Here is a 22,986-nt window from a genome sequence, read left to right as displayed (position 1 = left end):
AGAAGGTCGGGCAGATCTCGGCCAACATCCGTCGTCTCCGTCGTCCGGACCCGTACAAGGGTAAGGGCGTGCGTTACGAGGGTGAGCAGATCCGCCGCAAGGTCGGAAAGACGGGTAAGTGATATGAGCCAGACTGCAAACCAGAAAGCCAAGCGGATTCCGCTGGGCAAGGATGCGTCCACCAAGCGTCGTCTCTCGAAGACGCGTCGTCACTTCCGTCTCCGCAAGAAGGTCTCCGGCACGCCCGAGCGTCCCCGCTTGGTCGTCAACCGGTCCTCGCGCCACATCCACGTCCAGCTCGTGGACGACCTGGCCGGCCACACCCTGGCCTCCGCGTCGACCATCGAAGCAGACGTGCGCGTGGCAGAAGGCGACAAGAAGGCTGCGAGCGCGAAGGTCGGTCAGCTGATCGCCGAGCGCGCCAAGGCTGCCGGCGTGGAAGCAGTTGTCTTCGACCACGGCGGACACGGCTACCACGGTCGCATCGCGGCCCTGGCAGACGCGGCTCGCGAAGGCGGGTTGAAGTTCTGATGACCAACATTTTCAACGGAAGGACAGCCTGATGCCGGGACGTCAAAGGCGTGACGGCGGAAGCGGACCCGCCGGACAGAATGGCCCCAACAGCGGTGACAACAGCAACGCTCGTGGGGACAACCGTGGTGGCGGCCGTGACCGTCGCGACGGTGGCCGTGGCGGAAACGCTGCGGAGAAGTCACAGTTCATCGAGCGCGTTGTCACGATCAACCGCGTTTCCAAGGTCGTCAAGGGTGGTCGTCGCTTCAGCTTCACCGCTCTGGTGATCGTCGGAGACGGCAACGGACTGGTCGGCGTCGGCTACGGAAAGGCCAAGGAAGTTCCCGCGGCCATCCAGAAGGGTGTCGAGGAGGCTCGCAAGAGCTTCTTCCGCGTCCCGATGATCGCCAACACCATCACTCACCCCGTTCAGGGTGAGGCTGCTGCCGGCATCGTCATGCTTCGCCCGGCAAGCCCCGGTACCGGTGTTATCGCCGGTGGCGCTGTGCGCGCCGTGCTGGAGTGCGCTGGTATCGCGGACATCCTGTCGAAGTCGCTCGGTAGCGACAACGCCATCAACGTCGTGCATGCGACCGTTGCTGCGCTCAAGGGTCTGCAGCGTCCCGAGGAAGTTGCGGCTCGCCGCGGCCTCACCCTCGAAGAGGTTGCACCCGCCGGCATGCTTCGCGCTCGCGCACAGGCTGCTGGGAGTGTGAAGTAATGGCAGATCTCAAGGTCACTCAGATCAAGAGCATCATCGGGACCAAGCAGAACCAGAAGGATTCTCTGCGCACGCTGGGTCTCAAGGGCATCCGTCAGACCGTTGTTCGTGAGGACAACGCACAGAACCGCGGTCTGATCAACGTGGTGCGCCACCTCGTAACAGTTGAGGAGGTCTAACCATGACCATCAAACTGCACCACCTGCGCCCCGCTCCGGGATCCAAGTCCAACAAGATTCGTGTTGGACGCGGTGAGGGCGGCAAGCGTGGTAAGACCGCAGGTCGCGGTACCAAGGGCACCAAGGCACGTAACACCGTGCGCGTGGGCTTCGAGGGTGGACAGATGCCGCTTCACATGCGTCTGCCCAAGCTCAAGGGCTTCACGAACCCGTTCCGCGTCGAGTACCAGGTCGTCAATGTCGGCGACATCGCCCGTCTGTTCCCCGAAGGTGGAGCAATCACGGTCGAGGATCTCGTCGCCAAGGGCGCAGTCCGCAAGAACCAGCTCGTCAAGGTTCTGGGCGACGGCGAACTGACAGTTGCCGTTCAGGTGACCGTCGACAAGTTCACCGGCTCCGCCAAGGAAAAGATTGCTGCTGCCGGTGGTTCCGCCACCGAGCTGTGAGTGATCACGCGTAGCTAGTCCGATGGCCGCAGCGCAGCGTTTGCTGCGGTGCGGCCATCGGCGTCTACGAGGTCGTGTCACAGGTACGAGGTCGTGTCACAGATTGGTCGTGCATGCTCGGACGGGCCAGTATTCTGGTCACCGAGTGGCAAATGTATCTTCGGCTTACCCGGTTTTCGTGGTCTGCCCGCCTAGTTCCCAAATGCTCACTGTTAGAGTTCAAAAGTTCGACAGGTCAAAACGATCTGTCTCCCTACCGTCGTGCCAGGAGGATCTTTGCTTTCCGCCTTCGTCTCGGCCCTCAGGACCCCAGACCTGAGGCGGAAGATCCTCTTCACCCTCGGCTTGGTGGCTCTGTATCGGGTCGGCGCTCTCATCCCGTCCCCAGGTGTCGACTACGGCCGTGTGCGTCAGTGCATCGATATCGCCAACTCCGGTGACTCAGCAGGTATCTACTCGCTGATCAACCTGTTCTCCGGCGGCGCTCTGCTGCAGATGTCGATCTTTGCGATCGGCATCATGCCGTACATCACGGCGAGCATCATCGTGCAGCTCCTGACCGTGGTGATTCCGAAGTTCGAGGAACTTCGGAAAGAAGGCCAGTCCGGCCAGGCCAAGATGACGCAGTACACGCGTTACCTGTCCATTGCTCTGGCAATCCTGCAGTCGACCGGCATCGTCGCTCTTGCGGCACGCGGACAGTTGCTCCAGGGCTGTGACGACATCATCGCCGACAAGTCGATCTTCGGACTTGTCATCATCGTGCTGGTCATGACTGCCGGTGCTGCCATGGTCATGTGGTTCGGCGAGGTCATCACCGAACGTGGCGTCGGCAACGGTATGTCCCTCCTCATCTTCGCCGGTATCGCATCGCGTATCCCGAGCGAGGGCAAGGCAATCCTCGACAGCCGTGGTCCGCTGGTCTTCGCCTTCGTCTGCCTCGCAGCGCTGCTGATCATCGCCGGTGTCGTCTTCGTCGAGCAGGGTCAGCGTCGTATCCCGGTGCAGTACGCGAAGCGGATGGTCGGACGCAAGATGTACGGCGGATCCTCGACGTACCTGCCTCTGAAGGTGAACCAGGCCGGCGTCATCCCGGTGATCTTCGCGTCTTCACTGCTGTACCTCCCGAACTTGATTGCACAGCTGACTTCGGCCAGTACAGCGGTCGACCCCAGTTGGTGGCAGCGCCTCATCAACACCTACCTGGTGAATCCGGCCAACCCGGTGTACATCGCGATCTACTTCGGCCTGATCGTCTTCTTCACGTACTTCTACGTCGCCATCACCTTCAATCCCGAAGAGCGCGCCGACGAGATGAAGAAGTTCGGCGGCTTCATCCCCGGTATCCGACCCGGTCAGCCGACCGCGGACTACCTCAACTACGTGCTGAGTCGCATCACCCTTCCGGGTGCGATTTACCTCGGCACCATTGCTGTTCTGCCCAACCTGTTCCTCGACATCGGGAATGGCGGCGGCGCGCAGAACCTGCCGTTCGGTGGCACCGCGGTGCTGATCATGGTCAGCGTCGGCCTGGACACCGTGAAGCAGATCGAGAGTCAGCTAATGCAGCGTAACTATGAAGGGTTCCTCAAGTGAGACTTGTCCTCCTTGGTCCTCCCGGTGCCGGCAAGGGCACCCAGGCCGCTATCTTGTCCGAGAAGTTCGGCGTTCCCCATATCTCCACGGGTGATCTCTTCCGCGCGAACATCGGTCAGGCCACCGCTCTCGGTGTGGAAGCAAAGAAGTACATCGACGCCGGCGAACTCGTACCGAGCTCGATCACCAACGACATGGTGAAGGCTCGCGTCGCAGAACCGGACGCAGCAAACGGTTTCCTTCTCGACGGATTTCCGCGCTCGGTCGAACAGGCTCAGGCACTCGAGGGAATCTTGAAGGATCTCGACACCAAGCTCGACGGTGTCCTCTCCTTCGTCGTCGACGAGGACATCGTGGTCGAGCGTATGCTCGCCCGCGGTCGTGCAGACGACACCGAGGACGTCATTCGCAACCGACTCCGGGTCTACCGCGACGAGACGTCACCGCTGTTCGATTACTACAAGGACAGCATCGTCTCCGTCGACGCGATCGGCGAGGTCGAAGAGGTCAACGCTCGCGCACTGGCAGCGTTGGGTAAGTAATGGTCTTCGGGCGCAAACGCAAGGTTGTTCCGTTCCGCTCCGCGGGCGAACTCGACGCGATGGCTGCTGCCGGCGCGATCGTGGGTTCGGCTCTGGTGGCGGTTCGCGCTGCGGCGAAGCCCGGTGTCAGCACTTTGGAATTGAACGCGGTCGCTGAATCCGTCATTCGTGACGCCGGCGCCGTGCCCTCGTTCCTCGGGTACCACGGCTTCACCGGCTCGATCTGCTCTTCGGTCAACGATCGCGTCGTTCACGGAATCCCTTCAGCTCAGGACATCCTGGCTGAAGGCGACCTGGTTTCCATCGACTGTGGCGCGATCCTCGACGGATGGCACGGTGACTCCGCTTGGACGTTCGGTGTCGGTGAGATCAGCGTCGCCGATCAGGAGCTCAGCGAAGCCACTCGGCTTTCTATGGAAGCCGGGATCGCGGCAATGATCGCCGGCAACCGTCTGACGGATGTTTCGCACGCGATCGAGGTCGGTACTCATGCCGCCGAGAAGTTGCACGGTCGTTCCTACGGCATCGTCGACGGATACGGCGGACACGGAATCGGCCGGGAAATGCACATGGATCCGTTCCTCGCCAATGAAGGTGCCCCGGGTAAGGGTCCTGAACTGGTTGTCGGATCGTGCCTGGCGATTGAGCCGATGCTCACGCTCGGCGCCACCGACACGGTGATTCTCGACGACGACTGGACCGTTGTGACGACCGACGGGTCCCGTGCGGCGCACTGGGAACACACTGTCGCAGTGACCGAAGACGGTCCGCGGATTCTGACACTCCGGCCGGAGTAGTCGACACAGTCGCTGACAAGTGTTGGCAGCGAGCATGATTCACGTTCGAGAAGTCCCAGCCTCATTTCGAGGCTGGGACTTTTTCGATGGGGGAGCGGTGTGCGTCGTCACCCTGACCGGAGGCGCATTTGGCCTGGTCGTTTACATCGCGTAACATGGCTAGGCGGTGCGCTATGCGCGTCGATAGTTCGTGTGCCTACGCCCGGATCGCTCCGGGATAGGCCTTTCGAACTGCCGACGATCTTTCCATTGCGTGCCAATGTAACGGAAGCCGATGCACGAAGCATGCCAAACCAAACGGATCGCGGAGGATATGGCTAAGAAAGACGGGGCCATCGAGGTCGAAGGACGAGTAGTCGAGCCGCTGCCCAATGCGATGTTCCGCATTGAGCTCGAGAATGGCCACAAGGTCCTCGCCCACATCAGCGGAAAGATGCGTCAGCACTACATTCGCATCCTCCCGGAAGATCGCGTTGTCGTAGAGCTCTCGCCCTACGATTTGTCGCGCGGACGCATCGTTTACCGCTACAAGTAACGAACTTCCCGGACCTGACCTGGGTCAGGGAGAAGTATGTCTGCCGCGGTTCATCGCGGCGGGCTGCGACAAAACAGGAGATCAGAAGACGTGAAGGTTCAGCCGAGCGTCAAGAAGATCTGCGAGAAGTGCAAAGTGATTCGCCGTAACGGTCGAGTCATGGTGATCTGCGAGAACCTGCGTCACAAGCAGCGTCAGGGCTAGATCTAGCTTTTCGAAGATCTGCTTGGCAACAAGCAAAGAAGACCTCCCAGTACCAGCCATTGTTGACGAGACCCCACGCGATCGTTCACCGATCGCCAAGGTCGGACAATGGTTCACCCCCGGCACGGAGGCCGGGGCCCCACTGAGTTAGTTGATGAGATCATCTGCGCCTTCGGGCGTCGGTACTCGGCAAGAGGCACAGGGGAAGGGCTGGGAGCAGACCTCCGCACACCGATAAGGAAATGCCAACATGGCACGTCTCTCTGGTGTTGATCTTCCTCGCGAAAAGCGCATGGAGATCGCACTGACATACATCTACGGCATCGGCCGTACCCGCTCCAAGGAAATCCTTGACGCCACCGGCGTCAGCCCGGATCTCCGGAGCAAGGACCTCTCGGACGAGGACCTGGCAAAGCTCCGCGAGTACATCGAGGAGTCGCTCAAGGTCGAGGGTGACCTTCGCCGCGAGGTTCAGGCCGACATCCGTCGCAAGATCGAGATCGGCTGCTACCAGGGCCTGCGCCACCGTCGTGGTCTGCCCGTGCGTGGTCAGCGCACCAAGACCAACGCCCGTACCCGTAAGGGTCCGAAGCGCACCATTGCCGGCAAGAAGAAGGCGAAGTAATGCCCCCGAAGTCACGTAGCACCGGTCCGAAGAAGACCCAGAAGACGCGTCGCAGGGATAAGAAGAACATCCCGCACGGCGCCGCTCACATCAAGAGCACCTTCAACAACACCATCGTGTCCATCACGGACCCCGCCGGAAATGTCATTTCCTGGGCGTCTTCGGGACACGTCGGCTTCAAGGGTTCGCGTAAGTCGACTCCCTTCGCCGCTCAGCTTGCTGCTGAGAGCGCTGCCCGTAAGGCGCAGGAGCACGGTGTCAAGAAGGTTGACGTCTTCGTCAAGGGACCGGGATCCGGTCGCGAGACCGCAATCCGTTCCCTCCAGGCCGCTGGCCTCGAGGTCGGCACCATTTCCGATGTAACCCCCCAGCCGCACAACGGCTGCCGTCCGCCCAAGCGGCGTCGGGTATAGCGGGAAGGATAGGTAGAAGAAAATGGCACGTTATACCGGACCCATCACCCGCAAGTCGCGTCGTCTGCGCGTCGACCTCGTTGGAGGCGACCAGGCATTCGAGCGTCGCCCGTACCCGCCCGGACAGCACGGCCGCGCGCGTATCAAGGAGAGCGAGTACCTGCTCCAGCTGCAGGAGAAGCAGAAGGCTCGCTTCACCTACGGCGTCATGGAGAAGCAGTTCCGCCTGTACTACAAGGAGGCGAACAACCGCCCCGGCAAGACCGGCGAGAACCTGCTTCGCATCCTCGAGTCGCGTCTCGACAACGTCGTGTACCGCGCAGGCCTCGCTCGCACGCGCCGTCAGGCACGTCAGCTGGTCACGCACGGTCACCTTCTCGTGAACAACAAGAAGGTCGACATCCCGAGCTACCGCGTCTCGCAGTACGACATCATCGATGTCAAGGAGAAGTCGCTCTCCACGCTTCCGTTCCAGGTTGCGCGTGAGACCGTCGGCGATCGCCCGGTTCCCGGGTGGCTGCAGGTTGTCGGCTCGCGTCTGCGGATCCTGGTTCACCAGCTTCCCGAGCGCGCGCAGATCGACATCGCTCTGCAGGAACAGCTCATCGTCGAGTACTACTCGAAGTAAGGCGCTTCGCACCCCGTGAGTGGTTGAGGAGTCTCCGGACTCCTCAACCACTCACAGGGCCGCAGGCCCTTTCCCATCGTGGGCGTCAAATAGTGGACGTCCGTACAGGAGGAAATACCAATGCTCATTTCTCAGCGACCCACGCTGACCGAAGAGGTCATCGCTGATAACCGCTCGAAGTTCGTCATCGAGCCCCTGGAGCCAGGTTTCGGGTACACGCTCGGCAATTCGCTGCGCCGCACGCTGCTCTCGTCGATCCCCGGCGCTGCTGTCACCAGCATCCGTATCGACGGCGTTCTCCACGAGTTCACCACCGTCCCGGGCGTGAAGGAAGATGTCACCGACATCATCCTGAACCTCAAGGGCCTCGTCGTGAACTCCGAAGAGGACGAGCCGGTCACCATGTACGTCCGCAAGCAGGGCCCCGGCGCTGTTACTGCGGGCGACATCGTGCCCCCGGCAGGCGTCACCGTGAACAACCCTGATCTGCACATCGCCACCCTGAACGACAAGGGAAAGCTGGAGATCGAGCTCGTAGTCGAGCGCGGTCGTGGCTATGTCCCCGCCGTTCAGAACAAGGCGTCCGGCGCAGAGATCGGCCGTATCCCGGTCGACTCGATCTACTCGCCGGTGCTCAAGGTCACCTACAAGGTGGAGGCCACTCGCGTCGAACAGCGCACCGACTTCGATCGGCTCGTTCTCGACGTGGAAACGAAGAACTCCATCACCGCACGGGACGCGCTCGCTTCGGCGGGCAAGACCCTGGTTGAGCTCTTCGGCCTGGCCCGTGAGCTGAACGTCGAAGCAGAAGGAATCGAGATCGGACCCTCGCCTGCCGAGGCCGATCACATCGCTTCCTTCGGACTCCCCATCGAGGATCTGGACCTCACGGTCCGCTCCTACAACTGCCTCAAGCGCGAAGGTGTTCACACCGTCGGTGAGCTTGTCGGCCGTACCGAGTCCGATCTGCTCGACATCCGCAACTTCGGACAGAAGTCCATCGACGAGGTCAAGGTCAAGCTGCATTCGCTCGGCCTGTCCCTCAAGGACAGCCCCGCATCCTTCGATCCCACCACCGTTGCCGGCTACGACGCCGCCACCGGAACGTGGAGTGACACTGATGCCGGTTCCTTCGGCGATGCCGAAGGTACCGAGGACTACGCCGAGACCGAACAGCTGTAGCAGCTCAGGTCCTTTACTAGGAGATCATCATGCCCAAGCCCAAGAAGGGTGCCCGCTTCGGCGGGTCGGCTTCCCACCAGAAGGCGATTTTCGCCAATCTGGCTACCGCGCTCTTCGAGCACGGTCGCATCACCACCACCGAGTCCAAGGCCAAGGCACTGCGCCCCTACGCCGAGAAGCTCGTCACGCACGCGAAGGCCGGCACGCTGGCTCACCGTCGTGAGGTGCTGAAGGTCATCCGCAACAAGGATGTCGTTCACACCCTGTTCGCCGAGATCGGCCCGTTCTACGCGGACCGTAACGGTGGATACACCCGCATCATCAAGACGATCCCCCGCAAGGGTGATAACGCTCCGATGGCAATCATCGAGCTCGTCAAGGAAAAGACCGTCACCTCCGAGGCTGACCGCGCTCGTCGCGTCAAGTCCTCGCAGGAAGCTCCCGCCGCAGAGAACGTCGTCGAGGCCGTAGAGGCCGACGCGACCGAGGCTGAGGTCGAGAACGCTGACGCAGTCGTCGAGGCCATCGAGAACGAGACCGCAACTGCGGCCGACGCTCCCGAGGCCGAAGAGGCCAAGAAGGACTAGTCTCCCTTGGTTTCGGCACACGCTGAATCGAACGAGCCCGCCGCCCCCATCGGGGACGGCGGGCTCGTTCGATTGCGGCTCGACATCTCCTACGACGGCACCGACTTCTCGGGTTGGGCCCGCCAGACAGATCTGCGCACCGTGTGCGGTGAGATCGAAGACAAGTTGGGAACGGTGCTTCGACACCCGGTTCAGTTGACCGTTGCCGGTCGAACCGACGCCGGTGTCCACGCCACCGGTCAGGTAGCGCACGTCGACGTTCCGGGAGAGTTGCTCCCGGACGATCCGTCGCGACTCGTGCGCAGACTTGCACGATTTCTGCCCAAGGACGTTCGGGTCAAACAGATATCGGTGGTTCCGGGTGACTTCGATGCGCGCTTCTCCGCGATGCGACGCTATTACGAGTACCGGGTGACCAACGCGGCGTTCGGAGTGGAACCACTACGCGCACGCGACACCGTCTCGTATCCCAAACCACTCGATCTCGGAGCGATGCAGGAAGCGTCGAATCGGCTGCTGGGTCTGCACAACTTCGCGGCATTCTGCAAGCGTCGAGAAGGCGCTACGACGGTGCGGGAGCTGCAGCGTTTCGACTGGACCCAAGTGGGCACGGTGTTCACGGCGTACGTGAATGCTGACGCATTCTGCTGGTCGATGGTTCGCAGTCTCGTCGGCGCAGTCCTCTCCGTCGGTGAGGGACGGCGCACGGCCGCCTGGGTGGCAGGTTTGCTCGACGAAACGTCGCGATCCAGTTCCATCCTCGTTGCGCCGGCGCACGGACTTTCGTTGGTCCGCGTGGACTACCCCGACTACTCGGAACTGGCTGCCCGCAACGCGATTACCCGTGAGACCCGCGAGATTCCGTCTTCGGGTGGATGCTGCGGCGACTGAACATCACCATGCAAAATGCCCTCCCACTCTGTGTGGGAGGGCATTCGTATCGGGGGGCTATCCCGCCAGTTGGCGCGCGATGACCAATCGCTGAATCTGGTTGGTGCCCTCGAAGATCTGCGTGATCTTGGCCTCGCGCATGTAGCGCTCGACGGGGAAGTCCTGGGTGTATCCGTACCCGCCGAATACCTGAACGGCGTCGGTGGTGACCTTCATTGCCGCGTCGGTGGCCACGAGCTTGGCGACGCTCGCGTTGCGTGAATACGGAACTCCGGCGTCGCGGCGGCGGGCTGCATCGAGGTAGGTGGCTCGCGCGGAGTCGACTGCGGCAGCCATGTCCGCGAGCACGAAACCGAGTCCCTGGTGATCGATGATCCGCTTGCCGAATGCCTTGCGCTCCTTCGCGTAAGCGACCGCGTCGTCGAGCGCGCCTTGAGCGATTCCGACGGCAACGGCAGCGATTCCGAGTCGGCCGGAGTCGAGAGCGCTGAAGGCAATCGGCAGCCCCTGGCCGCGCTGACCGATCAATCGCTCCTCAGGAATGAAGGCGTCGTCGTAGTTCGCGGAGGCAGTGGGGACCGCGCGTAGCCCCATCTTCTCTTCGGGTTTTCCGAAGCTGAGGCCTTCGGTGTCCTTGTCCACCAGGAGGCAGGAGACGCCGCGTGAACCGTCGTCACTGGTGCGTGCGAAGAGGTTGTAGAAGTCCGCCTTGCCGCCGTTGGTGATCCAGGCTTTCGAGCCGTTGACGCGGTAGCCGCCGTCGGTGGGCGTCGCCTTGCACGACAACGCGGCGGCGTCGGATCCGGCCTGCGCTTCGGAAAGGCTGTACGCGCCGATGGTGTTGCCGCCCAGCATGTCCGGTAGCCAGCGCTTCTTCTGTTCGTCGGTGCCGAAGGTGAACAGCGGGAAGCACGACAGGCTGTGCACGCTCACCGCCACTGCAACCGCTGCCCAGCGTGAGGCGATCTCTTCGAGCACTTGGAGATACACCTCGTACGGCTGATCGCCGCCGCCGAACTCCTCGGGATACGGAAGGCTCAGCAGACCCGCCTGTCCGAGTGCGGGGAACACTCCGTCTGGATACTTCTCGGCCTTCTCGTATTCGTTGACCTTGGGCGCGAGTACCTTGTCCGCGACATCACGCGTCAGTTCGATGAGATCGCGAGCTTCTTGGCTGGGCATCAGGCGTTCGACGGGCACGGTCGGCTCCTAGCTAGGCAATAGTACTGAGAACGATACTGCAGTACTGTTGTAGGTATGGCAAGGCTGGTTCACAAGACGACTGCGCGCAGGGCAGAGTTGTTCGATCAACTGGTCGAACTGTTCTTGAGCGAGGGTTTCGCCCACCTCACGCTCGACGAGATCTCAGCTCGTCTGCACTGCTCCAAGAGCACCTTGTACACCGTGGCGGCCGGCAAAGAGGATCTGGTGCGGGCTGTGACAGTGCACTTCTTCCGGGCGGCGACCGATGCAGTGGAGAGTGCAGTCGCCGCCGAAACGGCCCCGCCTCGTCGAGTCGCGGTGTATCTCGAAGCAGTGGGTGATCGGCTGTCCGCGGCGTCCAGTCAGTTCATGGAAGACCTGGCCGAATCGGTGTCGGCGAGCCAGGTCTACGAGAAGAACACGTCGATCGCTGCTGATCGTGTGCGATCGCTAATCGTCGAGGGAGTCGATTCGGGCGCATTCCGGCAGGTACACGCATCATTTGTCGCCGATGCCGCTGCGGCGACGATGGTTCGGATCCAGCAACGCGCGGTCTACCGGGCAACTGGTCTGGACGATGCCAGCGCTTATCGGGAACTGGCAGCACTCATCACGGACGGGATCACTGCGTGATCAGTCGCTAGCATCGACGTTCATGGCACCTTTGAACGTCGAAGTCATCGTAGGTTCGGTCCGCGAGGGGCGAATGGGACGAGCAGTGGCGGACTGGTTTGTCGAGCGCGCAACCGCGAACCCGTCGTGGAACGTATCGGTGATCGACCTCAGAGAGCTGTCGTTGCCCCAGGATTTCTCGGATTCACCTGCCACGGAGGTTTTCCGCCGGCGAATCGGGCGCGCCGACGCTGTTGTCGCCGTGACCTCCGAATACAACCACGGGTATCCGGCTGCTCTCAAGACCGCATTCGATTCGGTGAAACACGAGTGGCGTGCCAAGCCGATCGGATTCGTGTCCTACGGCGGGATTTCAGGTGGTGTTCGGGCCGTCGAGCAACTGAGGCAAGTGGTGGCGGAGTTGCACATGGTCTCGGTGCGTCAAAGCGTGACCATCCACCGGGTGCGTAAGCAATTCGGACACGAGCCGTACGGCGTCGATTCGATTGCGATCGATGCAAGCGAGAAGATGATTCGTGAATTGGATTGGTGGGGAAGCGGATTGCGGATGCAACGTGCAAGTGATCCCTATCCCGGCTGATCTTGGACATACGTGATCACGCCATCTGGTGAGCGTCGCCGGCTCGTGGACGGCCGATGAACGATGTCTCGGAAGCGATGGTCACCAGAGTCAGGTCGACGCGTGTACGGCCGGTTTCGACCGTGATCTTGTCACCGAGTGCGAATGGCTGGACTATCGAGATTTCAGGGTCGATCCGAGGCCATTGGCGTGGATGTCCGTACACATAGATTGCGGTCACGCCGGCACGCGGAGATAACCCCTCGACGCCGTCGAATACGACAGTGTTGAAGGCGCCCTCAGGCCCACCGCCCTGCCCGGACACGCGGAGTCGGTCAGGCACTCCCATCGAGTCGGTGAGCGCGGTCCACGCTTGAGGTCGATCGGTGTGGACGAGTACCAGTGCGCCGGTCGCGATGGCTCGAAAGATCAACTGCTGAGCCAGATAGAGTTCGCCGGCGACAAGAACGGTGTTGACGCCCGGCCCCGAAATTCTGGCCGCGACACCGTGCCCGTTTCCGTCCGAGCCGATGAGTTGGCCGCACCCGGCAAGGGGTAGAGCGAGTGAGTCGAGTGTGCCCCCGTCCATGCGAACGCCCGGCGTGATGCCGTCCAGCGCGGCCAATGCGGTTGGCAAGTTGGTCAGCAATCCGTCGCGCTGGCGCCCACGTAGCGAGACCAAACCGGCCAGCGGTGCGTTCTCAGGTGGATTGCGCGTGGTGAAGCGACATGTCGCACTGACCTTCGCCTCTCCGCGTTGTCCGGTGGGTCGTAACCGAACTGTCACGGACGTCCCGACCGTTGCCACTGCCCACACTCGGGTCAGGGTCGCAGTGGTGATGAAACGGGGTTCGATCCCAAATCCGACGTTGGACACGCCAGGCAAGGGGGTACTTCGCCACGTTTCGGTGACCTCGTGGCCGGCCACTCCTCTTGTCACCTGGGCAGTGGACGACGCGATCTCCGGTGCGGTCAGGATCCGCGCCTTGCAACCCGCTGAATCGAGCACCCGGATGACACGATTGGCGGCAACAGCTATCGCGCGGCCGGCGCCCTGTTCGCCCCCGCCCCGGCGTTCGACTGCTGCGCCACCCTCCAGCGCGTCGAAACGTAGTGCAAGCCAAACACTTCTGGTGGCGGTGGCTGGTAGTGGTCCGATGAGACGTTCGTAGACTTCGGTGGCCGGCGTTCCCGACGCGGCGCGGTATCCGTGACTGACGATGTCGATGCCGATGAGTGAGATGTCGTGCTGATAGAGACAATTGGCGAGGGCTGCCGTGGGCAGAAGGTGGGAAGCGTCGAACGAATGACGGCCGATCCTGGTCAGGTAGTCGCGTGGGGGAGCGATCTCGACCACAGCGACGAGCGAAGATCCGTCCACTCGGAGCCCGATGGACTGCTCGGAGGGAGTGTGAAAACTGACGATCGTGCTGCGGTCGACGTCCTTGCGGTGCAGATAGCGAAAGTACCTGACAATCCAGGACATTACCGACCAACCGCCCACATGAAGCAGCATTGATCCGGCAACCACACAACCGATTGCCAGCCCCCAGAACCAATCGAGCCCACTGGCCATCGCGATTCCGCCCGCACCGATTCCGAAAATCTGTGCCGGCACGAACTCGCGCGTCGAAATCCTGTGTGACGACGGCCAATGCTTCAACCGCGATCGGTCCACGGTTCCTCCCCGATACCTGACCTGCGAACTACCCGAAAATTTCCGCCCCAGCGGAACTGTACTGTGTCTTCGCAAGGGGATGTAAGGCACGGGGGGAAATGATGGCTGCGACACCTACCACGCGCTGGCAGGTCAACGGGTACCGATTCTTGGTCAGGCGGATGGAACATGCGCTGGTCAGACGAGACGTGCGGATGCTTCACGATCCGATGCGATCACAGTCGCGCGCGTTCACCGTCGGAATAGTCCTCGCTGCACTGGGATTGGCGGGTTGCGCTGTACTCGCTCTGTTTCGGCCACAGGACAGAATCGGCGATGCAGAGATCGTCGTTGCAAAGGAATCGGGCGCGATGTTCGTCGCCATGGAGGGTACGTTTCGCCCTGTGCTGAACTTGGCCTCCGCACGACTGATTCTGGGTTCGCCAGGAAAACCGGCAATAGTCAAGGCATCCGAGGTCGAGGCGAAACCCCGGGGCGCGCTCGTCGGCATTCCCGGCGCACCGTCCGCGCTGCCGGAATCGGCCGACCCTACCAACGCCGCGTGGACGGTGTGCGATTCCGTCGGATCCGACGGGAGAAAATCGTTGACGACTTCGGTCCTGGTCGGCTCGTCCAATGTCGGCGAAAACACGACATATCTGACGAATGACCGTGCATTCCTGGTGAAGTCGGGTTCCGATCACTTTCTCGTGTACGACGGGAAGCGAGCGGAAATCGATGTGGACGATCCGGCGATCATGCGGGCTTTGGGCCTGGAAGGAGCACAGGCGCGACCGATCAGTATCGGATTCCTCAATTCGATTCCCGAAGTTCCGCGCATCGAGGCTCCGCGAATCCGCCAACTGGGATCGGCGCCCCGGTTTCCTCTGCAGAACAAGACTGTCGGCTCCGTCGTCCAGGTTTCGGTGGGTGCGGACCCGCAGTACTACGTGGTACTCGAGAACGGGATCCAGAAGATCGGTGCGGCGCTCGCCCAACTGATCTACTTCTCGGATTCGCAGGGCGCCACCGGGATCGCGAGCGTCACCCCTGATGCCATCAGTCGTATTCCCTCGGTGAGTGAGCTGGCCGTCGACTTGTTGCCGCGGGTGGTTCCGGAGATCGTCGATGATCACGGCGCACCTGTCGGCTGTCTGGAATGGGCTCCCGCACCTGCAGTCGAGGGCGGCGAAAGTAGTTCTGCAACGCTGAAACTTGTCGCTGGATTGCAGGTTCCGATCCCGGAGGGTGGCAAGTTGGTGTCCTTGGCGCAGGCGGACGGATCGGGTGACAATCTCGACAACGTCCATGTCGAACAGGGATTCGGCGGATTTGTTCAAGCGACCGGAATCGAGACGAACAGCACCAGGCACGACGGAGTGTTCTACGTAGCCGATACCGGTGTGAAGTACGGCGTACCGGACGAAACCTCCGCTCGCGCGCTCGGATTGACGCGAACGCCTGATCGCGCGCCTTGGCAGATGCTCGACCTACTTGCATCAGGCCCCGCGCTCGAGAAGAGCAATGCACTGATAGCTCACGACGGAATCGCCCCCGATACAGCGCCGGCCGCTCCGGTGAACTGAACACTGCTGACGGTTCAGGGATCGATTTTCTGGCGTTCGGGAAGATGCCGACGAATTACTCGACGAAGAGGCATCGATGCCAACAGCGTCAGTAGGGCGAGGGTGCCGACCGTTCCGGCTCCGACGAGTGCCGTGTCGCGAGATCGGTTGTCGGGGGTCGGCGGCGTGGGTAGGGGATCGATCGACACCGACTGATGGTTGACCTTGACGCGTTCTCCTGGGGCCAATTCGCCCGTCACTGCCGCAAGTGGATCGATGACGCCGTGACCGACGTAGGGATTCCAACCCTGCGCCGGAGCGTGGGCGGTGGCTTCGATACGTTGCATGACCTGAAGCGCAGTCAGTTCCGGGTGAACCGACCGGACCAGTGCGGCGGTCGCCGCGACAAAGGGCGCAGCGAAACTGGTCCCGTTGAACGACTGTACGGCGCCGTCGGAGCCGTACACCCCGTTGGTCAGACCGGGCGACGTCGGGTGAAGTGAGGTGATTCCGGTGCCGGGCGCCGCCACGTCGACCCACGGACCGCCGAGGCTGAAGGAACTGGCGGCGCCATTGGGGTCTACCGACCCGACCGTGAGGACATAGTCGTCGTACCAAGCCGGACTGGCAATCGTCGCAACCGAGTTCCATGGATCGGCTAAGGGGTCGACGGGATCCGGCGGCGGATTCTGGTTCTTGCAACCTCCGGATCCGACGTTACCTGCAGCTGCGACGACTACGACGTTCTTCGCGATCGTGGCGTATTCGATTGCAGCGCCGAGTCGTTGGTCGTTGATCCCGTCCCCGGCAGGCTTGCAGGCGACTTCGGAGATGTTGATGACGCTTGCACCCATGTCCGCAGCGTGACGGACGGCCGATGCCATGGTGTCGACGTTTCCGTACCCGGATGAGTTCTCGGCTACAGCAGGGTCTTCGCGTTGGCCGGCCACCGAGAAGGCGGCACTGGACTGCCTGATCGAAATTATCTGTGCGTCCGGCGCAGCTCCGGAGAATCCGGAACCCTCGACTTGCTGGGCGGCGATGAGACCGGCCACGACTGTTCCATGTGCGTCACAATCGTCGGTGCCGTCGGAGGTACCGACGTAATCACCGCCGCCGTCGAGCGACGGCAGCCGGGGATGTTTGCTGACACCGGTGTCGATGACAGCAATTCGCTGTCCTGCCCCTCTGGTGATCGGCCACACAGAATCAAATCCCAGATCTCGTTGAGAACGTGGAATGTCCGCACCGTCACCACCTGCCACGGCGGGGACGCACAGGGTTCGTTGTTCGGTGGGTTGTGGAGGTGCAGGCGGACCGTCCTCGGGCAGCATTGCAGGATCGATGGGGGAGGGAACCGCGCTCGATGCGCCACCTGCCCCGGCGAGAACGCTGAAGGCAACGATCACGAGACTGGCGCAGATGTTTGTTGCACGTCGAATCACCATCGATCACCGATCGCTCAGAGGCCACGCATGAGCGCGAAGAGGCCACTGACCCAGCAGATCAGCGGAACGATTGCTGCAATCGCAGCGAGGTCCAACAGCTCGGCAGCGCGTCGCATCACGGGGCTGAATGTGTTCTGGGGGGCAAGGATTCCCAGAACCAGTGCCAGGAGGAGAACGGTCATCGTGATGGCGAAGACGACCAATGCATGGTCGCGATGGGTCCATGCCATGTCGCCCAGGAGAACGAGAATCACCGAGATGCCTGCCGCGATGAGTGGCACAGCCTGCTGTGCGCCCGCGTAGGTGCGCCCGCGAAACATCAGCACGACGGCCGTCGCGAATGCGAGAGCAAGATTCGGCCAGACGATCCCCTGACCAGGCCAGGACCACGCGAGTGCGACGGCAGCGACGAGCGCGACCACTGACGTGGCCACGATCAGCCCGGTCAGATAGCTACGCGCCCGCCCTGCCCTTTCCGCCAACTCGGTCAGCCCGGGTAGTTCGGGTTCGGGCAGTCCGTCGCGGTCGTCGTCGAGGGGATTACTCGGCGTCGGAACAGGAGGAAGCGGTAGTCGCGCGAACAACATCGACAGTCGAGCGGTGAACGTGAGAACGATCAATGCGGCGGCAATCACCGCGCCGCTGACGGTCGCGGTGCGCGCCTCGGGAAGCGTGGTAGTGCCGGCAAAGGTGCCCACCGCCGCGAGAAGGACGACGAGAAGTGCTGTGAAGACAGCTAATCCGGCGCCGCACAAGCGGAAGCAGATCAGAGTTACCGCAGCGGCAGATGCCGAACCGAGAAGCAGATGAGCCGAAAGAACAGTGCCGGGCACGCAGAGTGCGCCGGAGACGAACGCCAGTGGCACCGAAGCGCATCCGAGCGTGACGGAACTTGCAGAGTCTCCGTACACCCGCGCTGCCACGACGGCGGCGACGGTGAGCACCAAAGACGTCACTCCGCCGCAGACGGCGCCGATCAGTCCCGTGTCGCCGAGGACCAGGGCGAGGGCCGCGACGAGCGCAGCGACGAGGGCGGCGGTCGAGCCGACAATGCGCGCGGTGACCGGAGTCCAGCGTCGGTAGACGTCCGCATCCGTGGCCGCGACGGTGTACATGATGTCGTCGAAGAGTGGGGGCGGGGCAGCGGTGTCCGAGGCCTCGAGTACGAGCAATTCTCCATCGCGGATTCCGTGCTCGTGCAGCGACAGCGTCGGTGCCAGCGGTGCCCTGCCGACTTTCGACAGAGTCCAGTCGACGGGCTCGAATTGTTCGGTGGTGTGGTCGAACTCGTTGAAATTGCTGTGGTTGACAATTGTGTCCACAATGCCCGGAATGACCACGGTGAGTGGAACACGAAGCGGCACCGCAAGATCCACCTGCGAATGGGCTGAAAGTACCGTCAACCTGCATAGTTCGGCAGAATGACTCGCGCCTCGTCCGTTTCCGGTGTTCGCAGCGCTGGTTGTAGTGGTGCTGGTCAAGATCTGTCCCCTCCCATGACGCGATTCCCCCTTCGCGTCACCCCAGTTCACCCGAACAATACGACATGAACTGCGCGCCTGTATCGGAGACAGCGCCGACAACAGGTGGCACCGACCCGAGTGTCGGTGTTGTGATCTACTCTCTTGCAATTGCGCGAGTACGCCTTGGGGGGCCGGCGGTAGTCGGACGAGGCGTCTGGCGGCAACAGCTGCAGCACCGATGGGGGTGGGTGAATTGAGCACTGTCAGATTTGCGCGTCGAGCACGCCGTGAATCGCCGCGCACACCGGGCGGCGAGGTGACGCTTCAGCCCCCACCGGAGATACCTCGCGTCACGCCGGGAAACCTACTGACCAAACTACTTCCGGTGATCATGGTGGTTGCCATGATCGGCATGGTGGCGCTGATGTTCTCTTCCGGCATGGCGCGCAATCCGATGTCCCTGCTGTTTCCGGTCATGATGATGGTGTCGATGCTCGGAATGCTCGCCGGGGGCGGTCGTAGCGGTGGAGCAAGAGCGTCCGAGGCGAACGAGGACCGCAAGGACTACCTCCGGTACCTGGATCAGATGCGTAGTGATGTTGCTGCGACGACTGGTGCGCAGCGTGCTGCTCTCGAGTGGAGCAATCCCGAGCCGTCGCTGCTCTGGACACTGGCCGGGACTGTGCGGATGTGGGAGCGTCAGATCACCGACTCGGACTACTGCCACGTTCGGGTAGGTCTGGGTACACAGCGATTGGCCACCAGACTCGTGTCTCCGGAGACCGGGCCGGTCGAGGATCTCGAACCCGTCGCTGCTGTCTCACTTCGGCGATTCGTCCGTGCACATTCGGTTGTGCAGGACCTGCCGACCGCCGTCTCGCTTCGCGGATTTGCTGCGATGTCCATCGAGGGGCAGAGAGATTCCGCTCGTGCGCTTGTCCGCTCGATGTTGATGCAGCTGTGCACATTCCACGGTCCGGACACGCTCCAAGTTGCGGTGGTGTGCGGTCCCGATACCGAATCCGAGTGGGAGTGGGTCAAGTGGCTCCCACACGTGCAACACCCGCAGTCTCAGGACGGCACCGGCACTGCACGCATGGTGTTCGGTTCGTATCTCGAATTCGAAAGTTCCCTCGGGGAACCGCTTTCGATGCGTGCTCGATTCGCTCGCAACACTCCAGCCAGTGCGGGCGTTCCGCATCTCGTGCTGGTCGTGGACGGTGGCTTACTCGAAGGTGACACCGGCCTGTTGTCCGAATCCGGGCTCGACTCGGTGACAGTCCTCGACCTCTGCGGGTTCTGCCCGCGGCTGGTGGCGACGCGTGGGTTGCGACTGGTCGTCGGTAGCGATCAGATCGGCGCGGTGAGCAGCGCAGGAGTTGAGAACTTTGCGAGGCCTGACGCTGCGACGACGAGCCTGGCGCAGGCGTTCGGCCGTCGCATCGCACCGTTCCGTGCGGCATCGCAGAATGCCGTCGACGCAGCTGACGACGACCGATCCCTTCGGACGTGGAGCCAGATGTTGGGGATAGGAAACGTTGCGAGGTTCAATCCTGAGCATGGCTGGCTTCCACGTCAGGGGCGCGACCGACTCCGTGTGCCGATCGGTGTCGGACAAGACGGAAACCCCGTCGAACTGGATCTGAAGGAGTCGGCCGAGAACGGTATGGGTCCGCACGGGCTGTGTATCGGAGCCACCGGTTCTGGCAAGTCGGAGTTCCTGCGAACCTTGGTGCTCGGCCTGATCGCGACCCACTCTCCCGACGCACTGAACCTCGTCCTGATCGACTTCAAAGGCGGTGCAACCTTTCTCGGCCTCGAGGAGGCGCCGCACGTTGCTGCGATCATCACCAACCTTGCCGAGGAATTGGCGATGGTCGATCGTATGAAGGACGCGCTCGCCGGCGAAATGAATCGTCGACAAGAACTGTTGCGTGCGGCAGGAAACTTCGCAAACGTGTCCGATTACGAGAAGGCGAGGCTGGCCGGCGCTGCACTAGATCCCTTGCCGGCACTCTTCGTGGTTGTCGACGAGTTTTCCGAACTGCTCAGTCAGCAGCCGGAATTTGCCGAATTGTTCGTGGCCATCGGGCGATTGGGCAGGTCACTTCACATTCACCTGCTGCTGGCCAGTCAGCGACTCGACGAAGGAAAGCTTCGGGGTCTCGACAGCCATCTTTCGTATCGCGTCGGGTTGAAAACGTTCTCGGCGAACGAGTCTCGTTCCGTCCTCGGCGTTCCCGATGCTTATCACCTTCCGGGCACACCCGGTGCGGGATACCTGAAGTCCGATTCTGCTGAGATCGTTCGCTTCCAAGGTGCGTACGTGTCAGGCCCGTACGAGGGCGAGCGGATCGTGCCCACTCGATTCTCGGTCGATTCCCCCGTCGAACTGGCGCCGCTGCCGTTTACCGCGAAGCCCGTGATCGGACCAGAGGCCGTTGTCGTTCCCGTCGAGCCCGACGTCGTCGACATGGGTGAAATCGGTGACGATGCACGTACTCTCATGGGAGTCCTCGTAGACCGCATGCGCGGTCACGGTCCACGTGCGCATGAAGTGTGGCTCCCGCCGCTCGAGTCATCTCCGACGCTTGACCAGTTGTTGCCGCGGTGGGCGACCGGTGATCAACCTCGCGGAAATCTGAGCGCACCCTTCGGCATAGTCGACAGGCCGTTCGATCAGCGCCGCGATCTACTCGTCGCCGATCTCAACGGATCGACTGGCAACCTCGCGATTGTCGGCGGCCCGCAGTCGGGAAAGTCGACGGCGTTGCGCACGTTGATCTTGTCTCTGAGCATGACGCACACGCCGGAACAGATTCAGTTCTACTGCCTCGACTTCGGCGGTGGAACGCTCCTCGGATTGAAAGATCTGCCGCACGTCGGATCGGTGGCAAACCGCTTGGATTCCGACCGCGTCCGGCGCACAGTTGCCGAGGTACTCGGTGTGGTCGCTAAACGGGAGCGACTGTTTCGTGACCTCGGCATCGAATCGATGGCCGATTTCCGTAGATTGCGAACAGCTGATCCCACCGGGGAAGGTGAGGCTGCGGGACTCCGAGAGGACCCGTACGGTGACGTCTTCCTCGTCGTCGACGGTTGGCCAAGCGTTCGTTCGGATTTCGAATCACTCGAGCCCCAGATCAACATGCTCGCCGGTCAAGGTTTGTCCTTCGGTGTACACGTGATCGTCACGACGTCGAGGTGGGCCGAGATCCGGCCGGCACTCAAGGATCAACTGGGTACTCGCATCGAACTTCGTTTGGGTGATCCGGGAGATTCGGATGCGGGTCGCCGGAAAGCCGGCCTGGTGCCGGAAGGTCGACCGGGTCGTGGCATCACTCGCGACGGACTCCACCTTCTCACCGGACTACCTCGAATCGACGGCCTACCGGGTAGTGAGAACTCGAGTACGGCTGTGGTGGCGACGGTCGAACGTATTGCAGCCATGTCGAATTCGCGTCCGGCACCCACCGTGCGGATGCTCCCGGATTCCTACTCGCGGGCAGAACTTCTCGAAGCTGTCGGGACCCGGTGGCCCTCACCGAGTGCGGCCGACGGTCGGTGCCTCACCGTGCCGATCGGGCTCGGTGAGACCGACCTCGCCTCGGTGTACATGGACTTCCGGGAACACCCGCACCTGTTGATATTCGGCGACAACGCGTGTGGGAAGACATCTCTCCTGCGTGGAATAGCCGAAGGGATCATCGCGTCGAACACACCGGCCCAGGCCAAGGTGATCATCGGTGACTATCGGCATTCCCTGCTGGGCGTGGTCGAAGGGAATCAGCTCGGTGGGTACTCGGCGTCGTCGACGACCTTCGGTGAGTTGATGGTCGACTTGGCTCGGATCGTCGCTGCCAGAATGCCGAACGCCGAAACAACGCAGCAGCAATTGCGGGAACGGTCGTGGTGGAGTGGGCCGGAGATTTACGTACTGATCGACGACTACGACCTTGTGGCCACACCGAGTGGAAATCCGGTGGCGCCGTTGCTCGAATACATTCCGCACTCCAAGGACATCGGTTTGCACCTGGTTATTGCCCGCCGTTCCGGTGGTGCGGCCAGAGCACTGTACGAGCCGGTCATTGCGAGAATTCGCGACATGGCGCCGGCCGGATTGATCATGAGCGGAAGCCGTGACGAGGGAAATCTCGTCGGCACTGTCCGCGCGTCGGCGATGCCGGAAGGCCGTGGGGTCTACGTTTCCCGCTCGCAAACCCAACTTGTCCAAGTTCCGTGGATACCACCGCTGTGACCGCTCCGTCCGCAGTGTCGGTCTCGTTACATTGGGGTGCATCGAATATCTGGGTCGTGTCGGGTCAACGCGAATTCTGTTGCAGTGCAGACCTCCGACGCGAACCGGCGTCGGGCCCCGGTGCGGCCGGCGAGAATGCGATCGATTACATCGACGACGATTATGTCGACGTGGATGGTCGGGTTGTCCCGACAGTCTTGGAGGTGGCCAGGCTGATCTCCAGTGCGATGGACGGGTGCGGAATCGTCGACGCAGACATTCTTCATCTCAGTCATCCCTCGGATTGGGGTGCCCCACGCAGGCGGCGATTGCTCGATGCCGCACGTCGAGTGGCGCACGAC

23 protein-coding genes and 2 pseudogenes are annotated in these 22,986 nt (G+C 62.1%); 21 read left to right on the top strand and 4 right to left on the bottom strand.

Translation table 11 applies throughout. The annotated features are described in order from the left end of the window. From A2J01_RS06245 to truA, 16 genes and pseudogenes are all read left to right on the top strand, one after another. Nucleotides 1–122: pseudogene (locus A2J01_RS06245) on the top strand (50S ribosomal protein L6); the annotation flags it as partial. Between the two features lies 1 nt (nucleotide 123). Then, nucleotides 124–531 (top strand): 50S ribosomal protein L18, encoded by a 408-nt coding sequence (gene rplR, locus A2J01_RS06240; RefSeq protein WP_003940996.1) that lies wholly within the window; start codon nucleotides 124–126, stop codon nucleotides 529–531. A gap of 31 nt (nucleotides 532–562) precedes the next feature. Beyond that, nucleotides 563–1,234, top strand: a complete 672-nt coding sequence (gene rpsE, locus A2J01_RS06235) for a 30S ribosomal protein S5 (protein WP_003940718.1) — start codon at nucleotides 563–565, stop codon at nucleotides 1,232–1,234. Further along, a complete protein-coding gene (gene rpmD, locus A2J01_RS06230) occupies nucleotides 1,234–1,413 on the top strand; it encodes a 50S ribosomal protein L30 (protein ID WP_003940751.1) in 180 nt (59 codons plus the stop codon). The genes rpsE and rpmD overlap by 1 nt, the downstream gene beginning before the upstream one ends. A gap of 2 nt (nucleotides 1,414–1,415) precedes the next feature. After that, nucleotides 1,416–1,859 (top strand): 50S ribosomal protein L15, encoded by a 444-nt coding sequence (rplO, locus tag A2J01_RS06225; protein ID WP_003940829.1) that lies wholly within the window; start codon nucleotides 1,416–1,418, stop codon nucleotides 1,857–1,859. Nucleotides 1,860–2,135: 276 nt separating this feature from the next. Further along, nucleotides 2,136–3,455 carry a preprotein translocase subunit SecY gene (gene secY, locus A2J01_RS06220; protein WP_003940773.1) on the top strand — a complete coding sequence of 440 codons (1,320 nt, stop codon included), beginning with the start codon at nucleotides 2,136–2,138 and terminating at the stop codon, nucleotides 3,453–3,455. Further along, nucleotides 3,452–3,997: an adenylate kinase gene (locus A2J01_RS06215; protein WP_003940868.1), complete on the top strand. Its 546-nt coding sequence runs from the start codon at nucleotides 3,452–3,454 to the stop codon at nucleotides 3,995–3,997. Before secY ends, A2J01_RS06215 begins: the two co-directional genes overlap by 4 nt. Beyond that, on the top strand, nucleotides 3,997–4,794 hold the full coding sequence (map, locus tag A2J01_RS06210) for a type I methionyl aminopeptidase (protein ID WP_064112325.1): 798 nt from the start codon (nucleotides 3,997–3,999) through the stop codon (nucleotides 4,792–4,794). The genes A2J01_RS06215 and map overlap by 1 nt, the downstream gene beginning before the upstream one ends. A 313-nt stretch (nucleotides 4,795–5,107) precedes the next feature. Beyond that, nucleotides 5,108–5,329 carry a translation initiation factor IF-1 gene (gene infA / locus A2J01_RS06205; protein WP_003418601.1) on the top strand — a complete coding sequence of 74 codons (222 nt, stop codon included), beginning with the start codon at nucleotides 5,108–5,110 and terminating at the stop codon, nucleotides 5,327–5,329. Between the two features lie 90 nt (nucleotides 5,330–5,419). Beyond that, nucleotides 5,420–5,533: a 50S ribosomal protein L36 gene (gene rpmJ / locus A2J01_RS34990; protein WP_003938068.1), complete on the top strand. Its 114-nt coding sequence runs from the start codon at nucleotides 5,420–5,422 to the stop codon at nucleotides 5,531–5,533. Between the two features lie 250 nt (nucleotides 5,534–5,783). Beyond that, a complete protein-coding gene (rpsM, locus tag A2J01_RS06195; protein WP_003940834.1) occupies nucleotides 5,784–6,158 on the top strand; it encodes a 30S ribosomal protein S13 in 375 nt (124 codons plus the stop codon). Next, a complete protein-coding gene (rpsK, locus tag A2J01_RS06190; RefSeq protein ID WP_003940683.1) occupies nucleotides 6,158–6,571 on the top strand; it encodes a 30S ribosomal protein S11 in 414 nt (137 codons plus the stop codon). The genes rpsM and rpsK overlap by 1 nt, the downstream gene beginning before the upstream one ends. Nucleotides 6,572–6,593: 22 nt before the next feature. Beyond that, nucleotides 6,594–7,199 (top strand): 30S ribosomal protein S4, encoded by a 606-nt coding sequence (rpsD, locus tag A2J01_RS06185; protein ID WP_003940769.1) that lies wholly within the window; start codon nucleotides 6,594–6,596, stop codon nucleotides 7,197–7,199. Nucleotides 7,200–7,319: 120 nt separating this feature from the next. Next, entirely contained in the window at nucleotides 7,320–8,381 is a 1,062-nt protein-coding gene (locus A2J01_RS06180) for a DNA-directed RNA polymerase subunit alpha (RefSeq protein ID WP_003941016.1), read from the top strand. Between the two features lie 29 nt (nucleotides 8,382–8,410). Further along, nucleotides 8,411–8,968, top strand: a complete 558-nt coding sequence (rplQ, locus tag A2J01_RS06175) for a 50S ribosomal protein L17 (protein ID WP_003940748.1) — start codon at nucleotides 8,411–8,413, stop codon at nucleotides 8,966–8,968. Between the two features lie 6 nt (nucleotides 8,969–8,974). Continuing rightward, the gene (gene truA, locus A2J01_RS06170; RefSeq protein ID WP_064112324.1) at nucleotides 8,975–9,859 is read left to right on the top strand and encodes a tRNA pseudouridine(38-40) synthase TruA; all 885 of its coding nucleotides are present in this window, start codon (nucleotides 8,975–8,977) and stop codon (nucleotides 9,857–9,859) included. Between the two features lie 57 nt (nucleotides 9,860–9,916). Here truA and A2J01_RS06165 read toward each other — a convergent pair whose 3' ends face one another. Continuing rightward, nucleotides 9,917–11,059, bottom strand: coding sequence for an acyl-CoA dehydrogenase family protein (locus tag A2J01_RS06165; RefSeq protein ID WP_019747558.1), 1,143 nt, complete (start codon nucleotides 11,057–11,059; stop codon nucleotides 9,917–9,919). Between the two features lie 57 nt (nucleotides 11,060–11,116). On the opposite strand from A2J01_RS06165, the gene A2J01_RS06160 reads away from it, so the two are divergent. Together A2J01_RS06160 and A2J01_RS06155 are read left to right on the top strand one after the other, a co-directional pair. Then, nucleotides 11,117–11,695 carry a TetR/AcrR family transcriptional regulator gene (locus A2J01_RS06160; protein ID WP_007728583.1) on the top strand — a complete coding sequence of 193 codons (579 nt, stop codon included), beginning with the start codon at nucleotides 11,117–11,119 and terminating at the stop codon, nucleotides 11,693–11,695. A 22-nt stretch (nucleotides 11,696–11,717) separates the two neighbouring features. Further along, nucleotides 11,718–12,275, top strand: a complete 558-nt coding sequence (locus tag A2J01_RS06155) for an NADPH-dependent FMN reductase (RefSeq protein WP_003940967.1) — start codon at nucleotides 11,718–11,720, stop codon at nucleotides 12,273–12,275. A gap of 16 nt (nucleotides 12,276–12,291) precedes the next feature. Here the strand turns inward: A2J01_RS06155 and eccE are convergent, their stop codons facing one another. After that, nucleotides 12,292–13,932, bottom strand: a complete 1,641-nt coding sequence (eccE, locus tag A2J01_RS06150; protein ID WP_064112323.1) for a type VII secretion protein EccE — start codon at nucleotides 13,930–13,932, stop codon at nucleotides 12,292–12,294. 98 nt (nucleotides 13,933–14,030) lie between these two features. On the opposite strand from eccE, the gene eccB reads away from it, so the two are divergent. Then, complete coding sequence (gene eccB / locus A2J01_RS06145; RefSeq protein ID WP_081377635.1) at nucleotides 14,031–15,497, top strand: type VII secretion protein EccB; 1,467 nt, start codon at nucleotides 14,031–14,033, stop codon at nucleotides 15,495–15,497. Between the two features lie 14 nt (nucleotides 15,498–15,511). On the opposite strand, the gene mycP is transcribed toward eccB, so the two are convergent. After that, a complete protein-coding gene (mycP, locus tag A2J01_RS06140) occupies nucleotides 15,512–16,924 on the bottom strand; it encodes a type VII secretion-associated serine protease mycosin (protein ID WP_064112322.1) in 1,413 nt (470 codons plus the stop codon). Between the two features lie 14 nt (nucleotides 16,925–16,938). Continuing rightward, complete coding sequence (eccD, locus tag A2J01_RS06135) at nucleotides 16,939–18,405, bottom strand: type VII secretion integral membrane protein EccD (protein WP_064112327.1); 1,467 nt, start codon at nucleotides 18,403–18,405, stop codon at nucleotides 16,939–16,941. Between the two features lie 235 nt (nucleotides 18,406–18,640). Here eccD and eccCa point away from each other — a divergent pair, with 235 nt between their 5' ends. Together eccCa and A2J01_RS06125 are read left to right on the top strand one after the other, a co-directional pair. Next, the gene (eccCa, locus tag A2J01_RS06130; RefSeq protein WP_064112326.1) at nucleotides 18,641–22,645 is read left to right on the top strand and encodes a type VII secretion protein EccCa; all 4,005 of its coding nucleotides are present in this window, start codon (nucleotides 18,641–18,643) and stop codon (nucleotides 22,643–22,645) included. After that, a pseudogene (locus A2J01_RS06125) lies at nucleotides 22,642–22,986 on the top strand (type VII secretion-associated protein); the annotation flags it as partial. The gene eccCa and the pseudogene A2J01_RS06125, both read left to right, overlap by 4 nt.

Source organism: Rhodococcus sp. EPR-134 (assembly GCF_001647205.1).
Classification (GTDB): domain Bacteria; phylum Actinomycetota; class Actinomycetes; order Mycobacteriales; family Mycobacteriaceae; genus Rhodococcus_F; species Rhodococcus_F qingshengii.
Note: the sequence above shows the minus strand (reverse complement) of the source record. Positions and strands in the feature narration are given on the sequence as shown.

Excerpts from the sequence above, each read along its gene's own strand:
- rplR (WP_003940996.1), top strand. The coding sequence starts at position 124 with ATGAGCCAGACTGCAAACCAGAAAGCCAAGCGGATTCCGCTGGGCAAG.
- rpsE (WP_003940718.1), top strand. The coding sequence starts at position 563 with ATGCCGGGACGTCAAAGGCGTGACGGCGGAAGCGGACCCGCCGGACAG.
- rpmD (WP_003940751.1), top strand. The coding sequence starts at position 1,234 with ATGGCAGATCTCAAGGTCACTCAGATCAAGAGCATCATCGGGACCAAG.
- rplO (WP_003940829.1), top strand. The coding sequence starts at position 1,416 with ATGACCATCAAACTGCACCACCTGCGCCCCGCTCCGGGATCCAAGTCC.
- map (WP_064112325.1), top strand. The coding sequence starts at position 3,997 with ATGGTCTTCGGGCGCAAACGCAAGGTTGTTCCGTTCCGCTCCGCGGGC.
- infA (WP_003418601.1), top strand. The coding sequence starts at position 5,108 with ATGGCTAAGAAAGACGGGGCCATCGAGGTCGAAGGACGAGTAGTCGAG.
- rpsM (WP_003940834.1), top strand. The coding sequence starts at position 5,784 with ATGGCACGTCTCTCTGGTGTTGATCTTCCTCGCGAAAAGCGCATGGAG.
- rpsK (WP_003940683.1), top strand. The coding sequence starts at position 6,158 with ATGCCCCCGAAGTCACGTAGCACCGGTCCGAAGAAGACCCAGAAGACG.
- rpsD (WP_003940769.1), top strand. The coding sequence starts at position 6,594 with ATGGCACGTTATACCGGACCCATCACCCGCAAGTCGCGTCGTCTGCGC.
- A2J01_RS06180 (WP_003941016.1), top strand. The coding sequence starts at position 7,320 with ATGCTCATTTCTCAGCGACCCACGCTGACCGAAGAGGTCATCGCTGAT.
- rplQ (WP_003940748.1), top strand. The coding sequence starts at position 8,411 with ATGCCCAAGCCCAAGAAGGGTGCCCGCTTCGGCGGGTCGGCTTCCCAC.
- A2J01_RS06160 (WP_007728583.1), top strand. The coding sequence starts at position 11,117 with ATGGCAAGGCTGGTTCACAAGACGACTGCGCGCAGGGCAGAGTTGTTC.
- A2J01_RS06155 (WP_003940967.1), top strand. The coding sequence starts at position 11,718 with ATGGCACCTTTGAACGTCGAAGTCATCGTAGGTTCGGTCCGCGAGGGG.
- eccB (WP_081377635.1), top strand. The coding sequence starts at position 14,031 with ATGATGGCTGCGACACCTACCACGCGCTGGCAGGTCAACGGGTACCGA.
- mycP (WP_064112322.1), bottom strand. The coding sequence starts at position 16,924 with ATGGTGATTCGACGTGCAACAAACATCTGCGCCAGTCTCGTGATCGTT.